Source organism: Streptomyces sp. NBC_00306 (assembly GCF_036169555.1).
Lineage (GTDB): Bacteria > Actinomycetota > Actinomycetes > Streptomycetales > Streptomycetaceae > Streptomyces > Streptomyces achmelvichensis.
On sequence record NZ_CP108032.1, the window covers coordinates 1,645,750 to 1,662,746 of the forward strand.

12 protein-coding genes are annotated in these 16,997 nt (G+C 71.2%); 3 read left to right on the plus strand and 9 right to left on the minus strand.

All coding sequences use genetic code 11. The annotated features are described in order from the left end of the window. Positions 1-112: 112 nt before the first annotated feature. From OHA05_RS07395 to OHA05_RS07435, 9 genes are all read right to left on the minus strand, one after another. Positions 113-1,165: a pseudouridine synthase gene (locus OHA05_RS07395; protein ID WP_313947184.1), complete on the minus strand. Its 1,053-nt coding sequence runs from the start codon at positions 1,163-1,165 to the stop codon at positions 113-115. After that, entirely contained in the window at positions 1,165-1,734 is a 570-nt protein-coding gene (gene scpB, locus OHA05_RS07400) for an SMC-Scp complex subunit ScpB (RefSeq protein ID WP_327686925.1), read from the minus strand. The genes OHA05_RS07395 and scpB overlap by 1 nt, the downstream gene beginning before the upstream one ends. A 32-nt stretch (positions 1,735-1,766) precedes the next feature. Further along, positions 1,767-3,182 carry a segregation and condensation protein A gene (locus tag OHA05_RS07405; protein WP_328860113.1) on the minus strand — a complete coding sequence of 472 codons (1,416 nt, stop codon included), beginning with the start codon at positions 3,180-3,182 and terminating at the stop codon, positions 1,767-1,769. A 48-nt stretch (positions 3,183-3,230) separates the two neighbouring features. Then, entirely contained in the window at positions 3,231-3,785 is a 555-nt protein-coding gene (locus OHA05_RS07410) for a hypothetical protein (protein ID WP_313947181.1), read from the minus strand. Next, positions 3,770-4,900, minus strand: a complete 1,131-nt coding sequence (locus tag OHA05_RS07415; RefSeq protein WP_313949067.1) for a ParA family protein — start codon at positions 4,898-4,900, stop codon at positions 3,770-3,772. The genes OHA05_RS07410 and OHA05_RS07415 overlap by 16 nt, the downstream gene beginning before the upstream one ends. 419 nt (positions 4,901-5,319) lie before the next feature. Next, positions 5,320-6,435: an alanine dehydrogenase gene (ald, locus tag OHA05_RS07420; protein WP_313949066.1), complete on the minus strand. Its 1,116-nt coding sequence runs from the start codon at positions 6,433-6,435 to the stop codon at positions 5,320-5,322. Positions 6,436-6,580: 145 nt separating this feature from the next. Next, on the minus strand, positions 6,581-8,602 hold the full coding sequence (locus tag OHA05_RS07425) for a tetratricopeptide repeat protein (protein ID WP_328860114.1): 2,022 nt from the start codon (positions 8,600-8,602) through the stop codon (positions 6,581-6,583). A 161-nt stretch (positions 8,603-8,763) separates the two neighbouring features. After that, positions 8,764-9,390 carry an NUDIX hydrolase gene (locus OHA05_RS07430; protein ID WP_313947179.1) on the minus strand — a complete coding sequence of 209 codons (627 nt, stop codon included), beginning with the start codon at positions 9,388-9,390 and terminating at the stop codon, positions 8,764-8,766. Positions 9,391-9,510: 120 nt separating this feature from the next. Beyond that, positions 9,511-11,169 (minus strand): CTP synthase, encoded by a 1,659-nt coding sequence (locus OHA05_RS07435; RefSeq protein WP_313947178.1) that lies wholly within the window; start codon positions 11,167-11,169, stop codon positions 9,511-9,513. 502 nt (positions 11,170-11,671) lie between these two features. Here OHA05_RS07435 and OHA05_RS07440 point away from each other — a divergent pair. The 3 genes from OHA05_RS07440 to OHA05_RS07450 all read left to right on the plus strand — a co-directional run bounded on the left by OHA05_RS07440 (position 11,672) and on the right by OHA05_RS07450 (position 16,722). Next, positions 11,672-13,474, plus strand: a complete 1,803-nt coding sequence (locus OHA05_RS07440; RefSeq protein ID WP_313947177.1) for a glycoside hydrolase family 15 protein — start codon at positions 11,672-11,674, stop codon at positions 13,472-13,474. A 101-nt stretch (positions 13,475-13,575) separates the two neighbouring features. After that, positions 13,576-14,970, plus strand: coding sequence for an FAD-binding oxidoreductase (locus OHA05_RS07445; RefSeq protein ID WP_313947176.1), 1,395 nt, complete (start codon positions 13,576-13,578; stop codon positions 14,968-14,970). 114 nt (positions 14,971-15,084) lie between these two features. Continuing rightward, positions 15,085-16,722, plus strand: a complete 1,638-nt coding sequence (locus tag OHA05_RS07450; RefSeq protein ID WP_313947175.1) for a PucR family transcriptional regulator — start codon at positions 15,085-15,087, stop codon at positions 16,720-16,722. Positions 16,723-16,997 lie beyond the last annotated feature (275 nt).

Consider the following 16,997-nt stretch of genomic DNA (forward strand, 5'->3'; position numbering starts at 1 on the left):
GTCCCACAAGGCGTGGCGGCCCCCGGGAACGACGAAAGCCCGCGGCATCAACTGCCGCGGGCTCTGCGTGCGTTGCGTTGCGGACCCGAGTGCTCCGGCGCAACGGGTGCTGCTAGAGGCCGACTTCCTTCATCAGCATGCCGACCTCGGTGTTCGTCAGACGGCGCAGCCAGCCCGACTTCTGGTCGCCGAGACCGATCGGCCCGAACGACGTCCGCACGAGCCTCTCGACCGGGAAGCCCGCCTCGGACAGCATCCGGCGGACGATGTGCTTGCGGCCCTCGTGGAGGGTGACCTCGACCAGGTAGTTCTTGCCGGTGTTCTCCACCACGCGGAAGTGGTCGGCGCGCGCGTAGCCGTCCTCCAGCGGGATGCCGTCCTTGAGCCGCTTGCCGAGGTCACGCGGGAGCGGGCCCTGGATCGCGGCCAGGTAGGTCTTCTTCACCCCGTACTTGGGGTGGGTGAGGCGGTGGGCCAGCTCACCGTGGTTGGTGAGCAGGATGATGCCCTCGGTCTCGGTGTCCAGCCGTCCGACGTGGAACAGCCGCGTCTCGCGGTTGGTGACGTAGTCGCCCAGGCACTGACGGCCGTCAGGGTCCTCCATCGTGGAGACGACACCCGCGGGCTTGTTCAGCGCGAAGAAGAGGTGGGACTGGGTCGCGACGGTCAGTCCGTCGACCTTGATCTCGTCCTTCTCCGGGTCGACCCGGACACCCTGCTCGACGACGACCTGGCCGTTGACCTCGACCCGGCCGGAGTCGATCAGCTCCTCGCAGGAACGGCGCGAGCCCATACCGGCCCTGGCCAGCACCTTCTGCAGCCGCTCGCCCTCCTGCTCGGCGCCGGGGAAGGTCTTGGGCGTCTTCACCTCGGGCTTGTTCGCGTAGCGCTCGCGGTTGCGCTCCTCGGTCCGGGCGTCGTACTCACGCGAACGCGAGGGGGCGGTCCGCCCGCGGCCTCGCTGGGGGGACTGCTTCGGACCGCCCTTGGCACCGCCGCGGGCTCCCTCTCCCCGCCCCTTCTTCGGCGCCTCGGAGGAACCACCGACGTCGTAGCGGCGCTCCTCGGGCCGGGGCTTGCCCGAGCGCTTCTGCTGGTCGTCGCGGTTGTTGCCGGCACCCCGGTAGTTGCCGCGCCCGCTGCTGTTGTTGCCGCTGCTTCGCATCAAAGTTCCGTCGTCTTGTCGTCTTCGTCGGTGTCCGGAGCATCCGGATCGAACGACGGCACCCCTTCCAGCGTCTCGGCCTCGATCGCCTCGGCCTCGGGGAGGAAGGGCGCGAGCTCCGGGAGCTCGTCCAGGCCGCGCAGGCCCATCCGCTCCAGAAAGTAGTTCGTCGTCCTGTACAGGATCGCACCTGTTTCGGGTTCCGCGCCCGCCTCCTCGACCAGACCGCGCTGAAGGAGGGTGCGCATGACGCCGTCGCAGTTCACTCCGCGCACCGCGGAGACCCGCGAACGGCTGACCGGCTGACGGTACGCGACGACCGCGAGGGTCTCCAGCGCCGCCTGCGTGAGGCGTGCGTGCTGCCCGTCCAGGACGAAGCGTTCCACGGCGTCGGCGTGCTCCGCGCGCGAGTAGAAGCGCCAGCCGCCCGCCACGAGCCTCAGCTCGAAGCCGCGGCCCTGGACGGTGTACTCGTCGGCCAGCTCCCGCAGAGCGTCCGCCACCGCCCTGCGCGGCTGCTCCAGGACCTTGGCGAGGTGCTCCTCGGTGGCGGGCTCGTCCACCACCATCAGAACGGCCTCGAGGGCGGGCTTGAGGTCGCTCACGCCTTCTCCTCAGGAATCTCGGGTGCTCGGTCGAACTCGTCGGTGACGGTCGCCTCCGCGTCGCCGCCCGTCCAGGTGACCAGGAGCTCCCCGAGGGCGTCCTCCTGGTCGAGGACGACGGCCTTGTCCCGGTAGAGCTCCAGGAGGGCCAGGAAGCGGGCGACGACGGTGAGGGTGTCCGCGGCGTCGTCCGCGAGCTCCCGGAAGCTGATCTGCCCACGCTCCTTGAGCAGGGCGACGACGATCTCACCCTGCTCGCGGACGCTGACCAGCGGGGCGTGGATGTGGTCGACGTAGACCTGCGGCCGGGGCTTGGGCTGCATGGCCTTCACGGCCAGCCTGGCGAAGCCCTCGGGGCCGATGCTGATGACCACGTCGGGCAGCAGCTCGGCGTGGTGTGCCTCCAGCCCCACGGTCCGCGGGTAGCGGCGGGCCTCGGCGTCCAGCCGGACGCTGAAGATCTCGGCGATCTGCTTGTACGCGCGGTACTGGAGCAGCCGGGCGAAGAGCAGGTCCCGCGCTTCGAGCAGCGCGAGATCGGCCTCGTCCTCGACCTCGGCGGACGGCAGCAGACGGGCGGCCTTGAGATCGAGCAGGGTCGCGGCGACCACGAGGAACTCGGTGGTCTGGTCCAGGTCCCAGTCGTTGCCCATGGCGCGGATGTACGTCATGAACTCGTCGGTGACCTTGGACAGGGCGACCTCGGTCACATCGAGCTTGTGCTTGGCGATCAGCTGGAGCAGCAGGTCGAAGGGGCCCTCGAAGTTCGCGAGCCGGACCTTGAACCGGCCGTCGTCGGGCTCGGGCTCTGCCGGCTGGTCCGGCTGGTCCGGCTGATCCGGTTCCTGACCGCCGGACGGGGGCCCGACGGGCGCCGGGACCGCGGGCGCGGCTCCGGGCGGGGCGGCCGTCTCGTCCAGGACGTCCCCGAAGAGGCCGCCGGGCGCGCTGTGCGGGGTCGGGAGCACTTTCGTGGCCGCGTGCCCGGGCCCGTGCGCCGGGGGCGCGAGGGAGGCGTCCAGGGCGACGGGCGTGTCATCGGGCTCGGGAGCCTCGGCAAGGGGCTCCGTGACCGGCACGGACCCGGCCACCGGGCCGGGCACGGACTCGGGGGTGACGGGTGCCCGCTCGGGGGCGACGGGCGCCTCGACATCAGACACGCGCTCGGGGGCGACGGGCGCCCCGGCATCAGGCACGCGCTCGGGGGTGATGAGAGCCTCGGCAACCGGCTCGGGCGCGTACGTCTCGGTGTCGGGCTCCGCAGCCGCTTCGGGCGCCGCCTCCGGATCGCCGGGCAGCGGGCCGGCCGGCCCCCAGGACCCCGCCCCCGCATCGCCCGGCGGACGCGTCGACCCCGGGCCCCGGCCGAGAGCGCGGCGGGACGAGCGGGCGGGGTCAGCGGGCGGCGGCATCGTGGTCCAGGGGCGGAAGGAGCAGGCAGGGGCAGCGCGAGGCTACCGTCAGCGGCCGCGCAGCCGGCGCACGAGGATGCTCGCGTCGCCCCGCTGCTCGAGATCCGCCAGCACCACCGCGACCGCCTCGCGGACGATCCGCCCGCGGTCGACGGCCAGTCCGTGCTCGCCGCGCAGCACCAGCCGCGCGTGCTCGAGGTCCATCAGTTCCTCGGCCGAGACATAGACCGTGATCTTCTCGTCGTGCCGTTCGCGCCCGCTCGGGCGGCGGTTCGCACCGCGGCCTCCCCTGGAGCGGCGGGGCTGCGCACCGGCCGCGGCCTCCTGGGGCCGGCGCTTGGCCTCGGCGTCGTCGGTACTCCGGGCCCGTCCTTCGTCGCCCGCGTCGGACTCGGCGGCCGAGTGCTCCTCCGACGACGACGGTGAGGCCGACGCCGGTGAGGCGGACGCGTCCGCCGTCTCCACCGGGTCGCTCTCCCCCGCCGGTGCGGGCACCCGCGGTTCGCCGTTCGCCTGCCTGCGCGGGGAGGACGAGTTCAGCGCCATGCCCCCGGTCGTACGGAACAGCTCGTCGGCCCCGGGCAGACTCACTCGGCGTGACACCGGGCGAGCACCTCCCTGGCGAGCTGGCGATAGGCGGCCGCACCGACCGAGTTGGAGGCGTACGTGGTGATCGGCTCGCCGGCGACCGTGGTCTCCGGGAAGCGCACGGTGCGCCCGATGACCGTGTGGTAGACGTGGTCGTCGAACGCCTCGACCACGCGCGCCAGCACCTCACGGCTGTGCACCGTGCGGGAGTCGTACATCGTGGCGAGGATGCCGTCGAGCTCCAGGTCGGGGTTGAGCCGCTCTTGGACCTTCTCGATCGTCTCGGTCAGCAGTGCCACACCGCGCAGCGCGAAGAACTCGCACTCGAGCGGCACGATCACCTTGTGCGCGGCGGTCAGCGCGTTGACGGTGAGCAGACCGAGCGAGGGCTGACAGTCGATCACGATGTAGTCGTAGTCGGCCATCAGGGGCTTCAGCGCGCGCTGGAGCGTCGACTCGCGCGCGACCTCGCTGACCAACTGCACTTCCGCGGCCGAGAGATCGATGTTGCTCGGCAGCAGGTCCATGTTGGGAACCGCGGTCTTCAGCAGCACCTCGTCCGCCGCCATACCCCGCTCCATGAGCAGGTTGTAGACGGTGAGGTCCAGCTCCATCGGGTTGACGCCGAGGCCGACCGACAGGGCTCCCTGCGGGTCGAAGTCGACGAGCAGGACGCGCCGTCCGTACTCCGCGAGCGCGGCACCCAGGTTGATGGTCGACGTGGTCTTGCCGACGCCGCCCTTCTGGTTGCACATCGCGATGATCTTCGCGGGGCCGTGATCGGTCAGCGGGCCCGGGATCGGGAAGTACGGCAGCGGCCGCCCGGTGGGGCCGATCCGCTCGCGGCGCTGACGCGCGGCGTCAGGGGCGAGGGTGGCCGCGTACTCGGGATCGGGCTCGTACTCGGCGTCGGGGTCGTAGAAGTGCCCTTCAGGGACTTCCTCGTAGGCGGCGAAGTGGGTGGACTCTCGGCCACTCTCGTTGCCGGCCATGGCGTTCACGTGTTGGCCGTCCATCGTCTTCATCGTGTGGGCTGTCGTCATGTGCGTGGAGTCCTGGTGTGTCGCGGAAGTGCGGACAGCGACGGAGCCGACAGCTTCGAGCCCGGAAGACGGGCCCTGGCCCGGCACTGGTGGCACCCCCACGCCCGCGGGGCGTAGGGGATGCGTTCCTGCTTGACCACCCCCGGGAGTAAATGTCGACTCATTCACAAGTCGTCTTACCTCCTTGGACGTGACCAGGAAACTTATCGATAGGTCAGCGTGGCACCATGCCGACGGTTGGCGACTCTATGGCGTGTCACCGCTCCGCAGCAACACAATCAACCGGACCCGGCCCGATGTGTCGGCAACGGAACACCCTTCTGTCAAGGGTGCTCAGACCTTCCGCCGCAACCCGGCGCTCTGGTTTCGAGGGTGCGCGAATCGGTTAAAGGGTTACGTTCGACGCGAGTTGAGCGAGTGCCGCAAAGGCCTCGGACACGCATCCGGCCGGACCTCGCTCTGCAAGATCCGGCCGGGGGCGTGATGTTGACGGTGTGCGTTGACTCTCAGCCGAGAAGGGCGCTCAGCTCGACGCTCTGGAGGCCGTGGGCCTCGGCGACCGGACCGTAAACGACCTGGCCATCATGGGTGTTGAGGCCCAGCGCGAGCGCCGGGTCCCGGCGCAGCGCCTCGGCCCAGCCGCGGTTCGCGAGCTCCACGATATAGGGCAGCGTGGCGTTGGTGAGGGCGTACGTCGAGGTGTTCGGGACGGCGCCCGGCATGTTGGCGACGCAGTAGAAGACCGAGTTGTGCACCTGGAAGGTCGGCTCGGCGTGCGTGGTCGGGTGGGAGTCCTCGAAGCAGCCGCCCTGGTCGATCGCAATGTCGACAAGGACACTTCCGGGCTTCATCTTGGCGACGAGCTCGTTGGTGACCAGCTTCGGCGCCTTGGCGCCGGGGATGAGAACGGCACCGATGACGAGGTCGGCCTCGACGACCGCCTTCTCCAGCTCGTAGGCGTTGGAGACGATCGTCTGCACCTTGGTGCCGAAGATCTTGTCGGCCTCGCGGAGCTTGTTGATGTCCTTGTCGAGCAGGGTGACGTGGAAGCCCATGCCGACCGCGATCTGGGTGGCGCTCCAGCCGGAGACACCGCCGCCGATGACGACGGCCTTGCCGGCGGCGACACCCGGGACACCGCCGGGCAGCACACCGCGGCCGCCGACCTGACGCATCAGGTGGTAGGCGCCGACCTGGGGAGCGATCCGGCCCGCGACCTCGGACATCGGCGCGAGCAGCGGCAGCGAGCGGTTCGCCGTCTCGACCGTCTCGTACGCGATGGCGGTGGTGCCGGACTCCAGCAGCGCGTCCGTGCAGTCGCGGGAGGCGGCGAGGTGCAGGTACGTGAAGAGCGTCTGGTCCTTGCGCAGGCGGTGGTACTCCTCCGCGATGGGCTCCTTGACCTTCAGCAGCAGGTCGGCGGTGGCCCAGACCTCGTCGGCGGTGGGCAGGATCTGCGCACCGGCGGCGACGAACTCGACGTCCGTGATCGAGGAGCCGGCACCGGCGTTCTGCTCGATGACGACCTCGTGGCCATGGCGCACCAGCTCATGCACGCCGGCGGGGGTGATGGCCACCCGGAACTCGTTGTTCTTGACCTCGCGGGGGATGCCGACCTTCACGTCGATCACGGTCCTTGGCTCAGGGGATACAGGGGCTTACTTCCATACTTACCCGGACACACGGGGGCATCCAGAGACACCACGAGAACGACCGCGGCGGAGCCAGTCTAATGAAGGACTTCTCCCTGTCTAGCCTTACAAAGCATTAATCTTGAGCCGAAGCACTACGGATTTCGTAGGCAGAACCCTCGTCGTTGAGCAACATTTCGGCAGTGGAGCGGTGCACACGGGCCGCCGCCGGGTCGCCCAGCCGGTCGAGAGTGTCGGCCAGTCTGAGCTGCAGCGCTGCCTGGAGCCGGTCGTCCCCGGCGCGGCGGGCCCACTCGACCGCCTGCCGGCAGGTGTGCAGGGATTCCTCCGGCCGGCCCGCGTACTCCTGGACACGGGCCGCCTCGCTCAGCGAACGCGCCTGGGAGGCGAGGTCGCCCACCTTGCGGTAGCCCGCGACCGAGGCGCGCCAGTTGCGCAGCGCCTCGCCGTAGAGGCCGGCGTAGGAGTGCACCGCGCCGAGGCGGCCGTACAGCCGTGCCTCGTCCGCGCGCTCCCCGCGGCCCTGGCACTGGGCGAGCGCCCGGCCGAACCAGTCGGCGGCCCGGTGCCAGTCCCCCAGTTCCTGGTAGGCACCGCCGACGGATTCCATCGCGCGGCCGGTCGCGTACATGTCGTTCGCGGCCCGTCCGGCGTCCAGGGCGGCCCGGTACCGCGCCAGCGCGTCCGCGGTACGCCCGGTCTGCGCGTCCAGATCGCCCAGATTCAGCAGGGCGGCGGCCTGCTCCCGGTGCAGTCCGCGCCGCTCGGCGACCCCGAGCACCAGCTGGTGCAGGCCGTAGAGCTCCGGGGCGGCGGCCTCGGTGCCGCGATGTGCCGCCAGCGCCCGGACGAGTGCGGCGACCAGTCTGCGCGCCAGCGTGTCCAGTCCGCCGTCCTCCACCGCGAGCCGGGCGGAGGCCAGGAGCACGGGCTGCCGGGACCGCAGCCACTTCTCGGCGGCCGACGTGTTCGCGAAGCGCATCGCCCGCGGCAGCCCGGCCAGCATCTTGCGTGCCGGGGAGCCCTCGGGCTCGGTGACGGCTCGGCACGCCTGAAGCTGCCGGACGGTCCGCTCCAGCATCCGCGCCCGCGCCAGCTGCACCTCGGCGGGCTTGTCCTGCGACTCCATCAGGGACCGCAGCAACGGCGCGAGCGAGCCGGGCACCCGGTAGCGGCTGCCCTCCGGGCGGAGCAGGCCCAGCAGCACGAACTCGTCCAGCGCCCGCTGCGCGTCCTCCACCGCGCACCCGCTCAGTGCGGACGCGGTGTGCGCGTCGGCGACCCCGGCAGGGGCGAGGGCGAGCAGTCGCAGCATCCGGGCGTTCGTCGGATTCAGCGATCCGTACGCCAGCCGGAAGGCCCGGGAGAGCGGCCGGGCGCCCTGGGGCTGTTCGTCGTCGTCGGGCACGGCCCGCAGTTGCTTCGTCGCGTCGGCGACCGACGCCTTGGGCCGGGCGGCGAGCCAGCCTCCGACCAGGAGGAGCGCCGCGGGAAGGCCCCCGCACTCCTCCGCCACCGTCTCGGCAGCCTGCGGATCCACGGTGATCCGCACCGATCCGGTGAAGGAGCCGAGCAGCTCGATCGCCGCCTTGGCGTCCATTCCGCCGAGGGTGCAGGGCCGTACGTCGGGAATGCCGGTCAGCGGGCCCGCGGCGACGGCCACGGCCAGGCAGTCGGGGTTGTCGGGCAGCAGCGGGTCGACCTGCTCGGCGTCGGCGGCGTCGTCGAGCAGCAGCACGACCCGGCGGCCCGCGAGCGTGTCGCGGACCATGCCGGACAGTTCGTCCTCGTCGGCCCCGGGCGGCGAGGGGACGCCGAGCGTGTCGAGCAGATCGCGGGCCGTCTCCTCGATGGGGACCCGCCGTCCGCCGGGTTCGGTCAGCCGGGCGCGGAGCACACCGTCCGGATAGGCCGCGGTCAGCCGGCCGATGAGCTCCTCGGCGAGCGCGGTCCGCCCGGAGCCGGGCCGGCCGGCGATCAGCAGAACCCGTGCGCGGGGAGATTTGCGACCGGCGATGGTGTCCAGTCCGGCGCGTTCGATGTCGGCCCTGAGGGCCTTCAACTCCCTTTGCCTGCCGAAGAATTGGCCCCTGGCCGCGTCGGCCCGTCCGCTCGAGTCCACCGCCTGATCCGTCACGGGCCACGCTCCCGTCCAGTCCGCGCACAAGCCGAGCCCGCAGGGGCTCCGCACGGGCGTTCCGAGCCTAGTTCACGCTCTGCGACGAACCGGGTGGAGCATGCCCGACCGGTCGCCCGATCGGATCAATTGGACAGTCGGATAGTGGGACTGACTGACGATCAGGCGTCGAAGGGGCGGGCCGGCCACGGAGCCTCGGCCGGACGCAGCGAGTCGAGGCCGTCGCCGTCGCGGGCGGCGACCAGCGAAAGGACGCCCACCACGAGGCAGTTGTTGTGCAGATCGCCGGCGAGCACGTCGCGGACGAGCTCCTGCACCGGCACCCGGGCCAGCTCCATGTCGGCCTCTTCGGCCTCGACCTCGAAGCGCTCGCCCTCGGCGGCCGAGAGGTCACGGGCCAGGAAGATGCGGACGGCCTCGTCGCAGCCGCCGGGCGTGGTGTAGACGTCGACCAGCACCCGCCAGTCCTCGGCCTTGACGTGCGCCTCTTCGTACAGCTCGCGCTGGGCGGCGTGCAGCGGGTTCTCACCGGGCACGTCCAGCAGGCCGGCCGGGATCTCCCAGAGGCGCTGGCGCACGGGGTGCCGGTACTGGCGCAGTACGAGAACGCGGTCGTCGGGGTCGAGCGCGAGGACCGCGACGGAGCCCGGATGCACCTGGTAGTCGCGGCGCGCCACCGCGCCGTCCGGCATGACCACGTCGTCCGCGCGGACACTGGTCTTCTTGCCCTCGAAGGGGGTCGCGGTCGCGACGACCTGCCACTCCTCGGGGGTGTCCTTGATCGTCATGCCGCCGTCCTCCCGCTGTACTCGCGCCGGGCCGGGCCGCGAGCGGCCACGTACCCCGATGGAACCGGGGTACGGATCCCCGTGAGGAATGCGTACCCCGGTCCACCGTATCGCCTGCGACTACGCGCCCTGCGTGCGCTCCACCGCGGCCTTGACCAGTCCCGCGAACAGCGGGTGCGGGCGAGTCGGGCGCGAGCGGAGCTCCGGGTGCGCCTGGGTGGCCACCAGGTAGGGGTGCACGTCGCGCGGGTACTCGACGTACTCCACGAGCTTGTTGTCCGGGGACGTGCCCGAGAACAGGATGCCCGCCTTCTTCTCCAGCTCCGCGCGGTAGGCGTTGTTCACCTCGTAGCGGTGACGGTGACGCTCCTCGACGTAGGGCTCGTCGCCGTAGACCTCGCGCACGATCGAGCCCTCGGCGAGCTTGGCCGGGTACAGACCGAGGCGCATCGTGCCACCGAGGTCGCCCGCACCCTCCACGTACGCCAGCTGCTCCTCCATGGTGGAGATCACCGGGTGGGCGGTGGCGGCGTCGAACTCGGTGGAGTTGGCCTCGGGGATCTCCGCGAGATGGCGCGCGGCCTCGATCACGATGCACTGGAGGCCGAGGCAGATGCCGAGCAGCGGGATCTTGTTCTCCCGGGCATAGGTGATCGCGCCGACCTTGCCGTTCACACCGCGGTCGCCGAAGCCGCCGGGGATCAGGATGCCGTCGACGTCGCCGAGCTGCCGCGCGGCGTCCGCCGGAGTCTTGCAGTCGTCGGAGGCGACCCACTTGACCTTGACGCGGGCCCTGTTGGCGAAACCGCCGGCGCGCAGCGCCTCGGTCACCGAGAGATAGGCGTCGGGCAGGTCGATGTACTTGCCGACGAGCGCGATGGTGACCTCGTGGTCGGGGTTGTGCACCCGGTCCAGCAGGTCGTCCCACGTGGTCCAGTCGACGTCGCGGAACGGCAGGTCCAGCTTGCGTACGACATAGGCGTCCAGTCCCTCGGTGTGCAGCACCTTGGGGATGTCGTAGATCGACTTGGCGTCGATCGCTGCCACCACGGCGGCCTCGTCGACGTCGCACATCAGCGAGATCTTGCGCTTGATGGCGGTCGGCACCTCACGGTCGGCGCGGAGCACGATCGCATCCGGCTGAATACCGATGCTCCGCAGCGCGGCGACGGAGTGCTGGGTCGGCTTGGTCTTCAGCTCGCCGGACGGGCCGATGTAGGGCAGCAGCGAGATGTGTACGACGAAGACGTTGTCCCGGCCGACCTCGTGGCGGACCTGGCGGACGGTCTCCAGGAAGGGCAGCGACTCGATGTCGCCGACCGTGCCGCCGACCTCGGTGATGACGACGTCGACGTCGTCGGTCGCCATGCGGCGGATGCGGTGCTTGATCTCGTTGGTGATGTGCGGGATGACCTGCACGGTGTCACCGAGGTACTCGCCGCGCCGCTCCCTGGCGATGACCTGCGAGTAGACCTGGCCGGTGGTGACGTTGGCCGAGCCGTCGAGGTCGACGTCGAGGAAGCGCTCGTAGTGGCCCACATCCAGGTCGGTCTCGGCGCCGTCGTTGGTGACGAACACCTCACCGTGCTGGAACGGGTTCATCGTGCCGGGGTCGACGTTCAGGTACGGGTCGAGCTTCTGCATCGTGACCCGCAGGCCCCGCGCCTTGAGCAGCGCACCCAGGCTGGAGGCCGTCAGGCCCTTGCCGAGGGAGGAGGCGACACCCCCGGTGACGAAGATGTGCTTGGTCGTCGAGGATGACGTGGCTCGTGCCGGCATCGACAAGAGGGGGCTCCCGTGGTCGCGAGGTGATATGCGTGTCCGGCATCCCTTCCAGGTGGTCAGGGGTGCCGGCAGCTGCGGTTTCGGGGCCTTCGTTCTGCACAGGACGGCCACCGGTCCACGGGGTACCAGGGTATCAGCGACCAGGGGAGGCTGCTTCCGGCCACGCGCCGTCACACGCGTACCCCGCTCACCAGCGACTCACCCTTGGCTCACCCGTTCGGCGGACCCGCGTTGCCGAGACCGTCGCGCGGATCATTGAGGTGCGTCGTATCCTGCTCGGACACTCGCTCTGCCGAGCGATGCAGAGGGAACGCGCGAAGCGCATCGAGCAGGGTGGTGGTGGGCGGCGGGTGGCCGTGGTAACGACAGGATTACCGCCCTTCCCCAAAGCTGCGCCCGGGAGGTACCCCCATTCCCGGGACACCTTGCTCGTCAACGACCCTTGACCGCAGTAAGCGCCCCCCGGGGCGAAGTGGCCGTTCGACTGGAGAAACACGTGGCCGGGCGCATCGAGGATTACGCACTCATCGGAGACATGCAGACCGCTGCACTGGTCTGCAGGGACGGCACCGCCGACTGGTTGTGCCTCCCCCGCTTCGACTCGCATGCCATTTTTGCCGGCCTGCTCGGGACCGAGGAGCACGGGTTCTGGAGACTGGGACCGGCTCACGCCGCACATGCCGACCCCCCGCCCGCCGACCGCCGGCGCTACCGGGGCGACTCGCTGATCCTCGAATCGGAGTGGGACACCCCACGCGGCACGGTCCGTGTGACGGATTTCATGCCGCCGCGTGACGGCGCCCCGCAGCTGATCCGGATCGTCGAGGGTGTCAGCGGACGGGTGCCGATGCGCTCCGCGCTGCGGATGCGTTTCAGCTACGGACGCGTGGTGCCCTGGGTCCACAAGGTCGACGGGCGCACGGTCGCGGTCGCCGGACCCGACTCGGTGTGGCTCGACTCCCCGACCGAGACGTACGGCAAGAACCTCACCACGTACTCCGACTTCACGGTCGCCCCGGGCGAGCGCATCGCGTTCACCATCAGCTGGCAGCCCTCGCACCGCACCCCGCCGGCGATGCCGGACCCGGAGGGGTCGCTGGAGGCGACGGAGGACTTCTGGCGCGAGTGGGTCGAGCACTGCACCTACCACGGGCCGTACCGCGAGGCCGTCGTCCGCTCGCTGATCACGCTGAAGGCGCTGACCTACGCGCCGACCGGCGGGATCGTCGCCGCCCCGACGACCTCCCTGCCCGAGGAGATCGGCGGCGTACGGAACTGGGACTACCGCTACACCTGGCTGCGCGACGCTGCGATCACCCTGTCGTCGCTGCTGCGCACCGGCTACCGCGAGGAGGCCCGCGCCTGGCGCGAGTGGCTGCTGCGTGCCGTCGCGGGCGACCCGGAGAACCTCCAGATCATGTACGGCATCGCCGGCGAACGTGAGCTGGGCGAGGCCGAACTGGACTGGCTGCCCGGCTACGAGAACTCCCAGCCGGTCCGGGTCGGCAACGGCGCGGCCCATCAGCTCCAGCTCGATGTGTACGGCGAGGTCACCGAGGCGCTGCACCTGGCCCATATGACGGGCCTGGCGCGCAACGACTACGCGTCGCTGCTCCAGCTCAAGCTGATCCGCTATCTGGAGAAGCACTGGGACCAGCCGGACGAGGGCATCTGGGAGGTGCGCGGACCGCGCCGCCACTTCGTCCACTCCAAGGTGATGGCCTGGGTCGCGGTCGACCGCACCATCAAGCTGATCGAGTCCGGCGACGCCGACGGCCCGCTGGACCGGTGGCGCGACCTGCGGGACGACATCCACCGCGACGTCTGCGAGAAGGGCTACGACCAGGAGCGGAACACCTTCACGCAGTCGTACGGCTCCAAGGAGCTCGACGCCTCGCTACTGCTGATTCCGCAGATGGGCTTCCTGCCGCCGGACGACAAGCGGGTCATCGGCACGATCGAGGCGATCCAGCGCGAGCTGTCGACGGAGGACGGGTTCGTCCTGCGCTATCCGACCGCGGGCGAGGAGGAGGGCGTCGACGGTCTCGCGGGCGACGAGGGTGCGTTCCTCGCGTGCTCGTTCTGGCTCGCCGACGACCTCGCGATGATCGGGCGGGTCGACGAGGCGCGCAAGCTCTTCGAGAAGCTGCTCGCGCTGCGCAACGACCTGGGACTGCTGGCGGAGGAGTGGGACCCCAAGCTCCAGCGGCAGGTGGGCAACTTCCCGCAGGCCTTCAGCCATGTGCCGCTCATCGACACCGCGCTGCGGCTGACGGCCTCCGGCGCGTACGGCGGCTGACCCGCCCCCGGCAGGACCGGCGGAGCCCGTTCACCGATCGGGCTCCGCCGAACGGGACTACGATGAAATGGTCCTGATCAGCCCTCGGAAGGGGGCCTGCCATGGCGCCCCACGCCATCGCGGAGGCGGCACTGGGCGGCCTCCGTCAGCAATTGACCGGCGATGCCATCGCCCCCGGTGATCCCGGGTACGACGAGGCCCGCGCCGTGTTCAACGGAATGATCGACCGGCACCCGGCGGTCGTCGCGCAGTGCGAGACAGGGGCCGATGTCGCCCGGGCCATCCGCTTCGGCCGCGAGAACGACCTCGAGATCGCGGTACGCGGCGGCGGGCACAGCGTCGCCGGCATGGCGCTCAACGACGACGGGATCGTCGTGGACCTGCGCCGGATGCACACCGTGATCGTCAACCCGGTGGAGCGTACGGCGCGTATCGGCGGCGGAGCCACGATGAGCCACCTCGACCGGGCCTGCCAGCCCTACGATCTGGCGACCACCGGCGGCCGGGCCTCCACCACCGGCGTCGGCGGCTTCACACTCGGCGGCGGATCGGGCTGGCTGGAGCGGAAGTTCGGGCTCGCCTGCGACAATCTCGTCGCCGTCGAGCTGGTGACGGCGGACGGCAGCACGGTCCACGCCAGTGCGGACGAGAACCCGGAGCTGTTCTGGGCCCTGCACGGCGGCGGGGGGAATTTCGGGGTGGCGACCGCCATCACGCTGAAGCTGCACCCCCTGCCGGCGATGTCGATGATGATGCTGCTGTTCCGGCCGGAGGACGGACTCCAAGTCGCCCGCGCCTACCGCGACTTCCTGGGTTCGGCGCCCGACGAGCTGGGCGGCGGCCTGTTCTATCTCACCGGCCCGCCCGAGCCGTTCGTGCCCGACCATCTCGTCGGCAAGCTGACCTGCATCCTGCTGATCACCTACGCGGGACCCGAGATGGAAGCACGCAACGTGGCCGAGCCGCTGCTGGCGCTCCCCCGCGAGGCCGAGCTCATCGCCGAACTCCCGTACGCGGAGCTCCAGTGCATGCTGGACGATCCGCCCGGACAGCGGAACTACTGGTCGGCCGAGTATCTGGCCGATTTCCCGGACGCGGCCGTCGACGCCTTCACCGCCCGGGCCGGGACGATGCCCGTCCCCTCCAGTTCGCAGCACATCCTGTTCCCGATGGGCGGTGCCGTGGCCGCCGGCCCCGGCGACCATCCCCTGCCCTGGCGCACGGCACCGTGGGCGGTGCACCCCTTCGGGATCTGGGAGAGTCCGGCCGACGACGAACGGGCCGTCGAGTGGGTCCGTGACGTCCGCTCCGGCATGCGGCCCTGGTCGATCGGCACCGTCTACCTCAACTTCATCGGGCTGGAGGGCGAGGACAGGGTCCTCGCCGCCTTCGGCGAGGAGAACTACCGGCGGCTGGCGGCGGTGAAGACGGAGTACGACCCCGACAACGTGTTCCGGCTCAACCACAACATCAAGCCGCTGCAGCCCGCGGTGTGACCGCGCCCCTTGCTGGACTGCGGGACTGCGGGACCCGGGTGATGTGCGGCGATCCCCCGGCCAGGTAGCGTCCGAAGCTCCCGTACTGCCGAGTGAAGCGCGAGGCGACCGTCAGTGGAGACGCAAGGCGAGCCCCAGGGCGGCATCACCGTCCGCCGGGCACTGGAGCTGCCGGGGCTGCGCTCCGGCCTTCCGGAGGTCGTCGCCGGGGCCGAACGGCTGCAGCGGACGGTCCGCTGGGTGCACGCGGGCGAGGTGCCGAACATCGCCTCCCTGCTGAAGGGCGGCGAGCTGCTGCTCACCACGGGCCTCGGGCTGGGCACCCGGCCCGCCGAGCAGCGCGCGTTCGTACGGCAGCTGGCGGACCGCGGCATCGCCGCCCTCGTGGTGGAGCTCGGCCCCCGCTTCAGCCGGCTGCCCGCCGCGATCGTGGACACCGCCCGCGCGGCCGGGCTCCCCCTGGTGCAGCTGCACCGGGAGGTCCCCTTCGTCTCGGTGACGGAGGAGGTCCACACCGAGATCGTCAACGGGCACTACGCGCTGCTGCGGCGGGCCGAGGACGTGCACCGGCGGTGCACCGAGGTGCTGCTCGGCGGCGGCGGGGTGCCCCAGGTGCTGCGCATCCTCGCGGACTTCACCGCCAACCCGGTCTTCCTGGAGACGGCCGACGGCCAGCTGCTGTACGCGGCGGGCTCCGGGTCCGGCCAGGCGGGCGCCGAGCCCCTCCAGGTGTGGGAAGGACTGCGCGGACAGCCCGCCGCGCGCGAGAGCCCGCCGGCGGGAACGGTCCTGGTGGATGTGCCCGGCGGAGGTCAGGGCGCTGCCTCGGTACGCGCGCGGCTGGTGGTGCCGGCGGTCGGCTCCCCCCTGCTGACGGTCCACCGCATGGCGGCGGAACGGGCCGCCGGGCTGCTGGCCGTGGTTCTGATGCAGGCCCGGCAGGAGGAGGAGCTCGCGGCGCGCGGCCGGGGCGACTTCCTCACCGACCTCGCCGAGGGCCGCATCACCGCGGAGGACGCACCGGCCCAGGCACGGGTGCTCGGCTTCAAGCCCGGCGACGGACCGCTGCTGCCGGTCGTGATGCGCCTGGCGCCCGAACTGTCGCCGTCGGGCAACTGGGCGCTGCTCGCCCGCGCCGTGCTGGAAGAACTGTCCGTGGTGGGCGTGCCCGTCCTGCTGGGCGTACGGCCGGTCGAGGGCCGGGTGCCGCTGCTGCTGGGGCTGCGCACCGAGTCCGAACGCACGGCGGTCGCGGACCGGGTCGCGGTGGCGTTGCGGGCCGGTGTGGAACGCGCCGGGCTCGAACGCGCGGGCGGCCACCCGCCGGTCGTGGTCGTGGGCGTCGCGGGCGGCTGGGCCGCGGCGTCGGCGGGTCTGCGCCATGCGGCCGAGACGGCGACGGCCGCCCAGGGACTGAGCGACCGGCCCTGGTACGACGCACGCCGACTGGACACCGACCTGCTGCTGTGGCGGCTGCGGGACCATCCGGACCTGGCCGCGTTCGTGGAGCGCGCCATCGGCCCACTGCGCGACCACGACGCCACCTCGCGCCCGCCGCTGCTGCCGACGCTGGAGACCTTTCTGGCGCACGCGGGCCGGAAGGCGGAGACGGCGCGTGAACTGCATCTGAACCGCCAGACGCTGTACAACCGGCTGGCCCGCATCTCCGAGCTGCTGGGCACGGACCTGGACGACCCTCAGACGGTACTGGCGCTGAGCCTGGCGCTGGGGGCGAGACGGCATCTGCCGTGAGGTGACGCGGTGGCGGGGCGGGCCGCACTCCCGGGCCGTTCGGGGGTCAGCCCGGCCTCTTCTCGGTTCAGCCCGGCCCGTTCGGGGCTCAGCCCGACCACTTCTCGGTTCAGTCCGGCCCGTTTCGGGGCTCAGCCCGGCTCCCGCGGGGGGGCTCAGCCCGGCCCGTTCGGGGCTCAGCCCGACCACTTCTCGGTTCAGTCCGGCCCGTTTCGGGGCTCAGCCCGGCTCCCGCGGGGGGGCTCAGCCCGGCCCGTTCGGGGCTCAGCCCGACC

Excerpts from the sequence above, each read along its gene's own strand:
- OHA05_RS07395 (WP_313947184.1), bottom strand. The coding sequence starts at position 1,165 with ATGCGAAGCAGCGGCAACAACAGCAGCGGGCGCGGCAACTACCGGGGT.
- scpB (WP_327686925.1), bottom strand. The coding sequence starts at position 1,734 with ATGGTGGTGGACGAGCCCGCCACCGAGGAGCACCTCGCCAAGGTCCTG.
- OHA05_RS07405 (WP_328860113.1), bottom strand. The coding sequence starts at position 3,182 with ATGCCGCCGCCCGCTGACCCCGCCCGCTCGTCCCGCCGCGCTCTCGGC.
- OHA05_RS07430 (WP_313947179.1), bottom strand. The coding sequence starts at position 9,390 with ATGACGATCAAGGACACCCCCGAGGAGTGGCAGGTCGTCGCGACCGCG.
- OHA05_RS07435 (WP_313947178.1), bottom strand. The coding sequence starts at position 11,169 with ATGCCGGCACGAGCCACGTCATCCTCGACGACCAAGCACATCTTCGTC.
- OHA05_RS07445 (WP_313947176.1), top strand. The coding sequence starts at position 13,576 with ATGGCGCCCCACGCCATCGCGGAGGCGGCACTGGGCGGCCTCCGTCAG.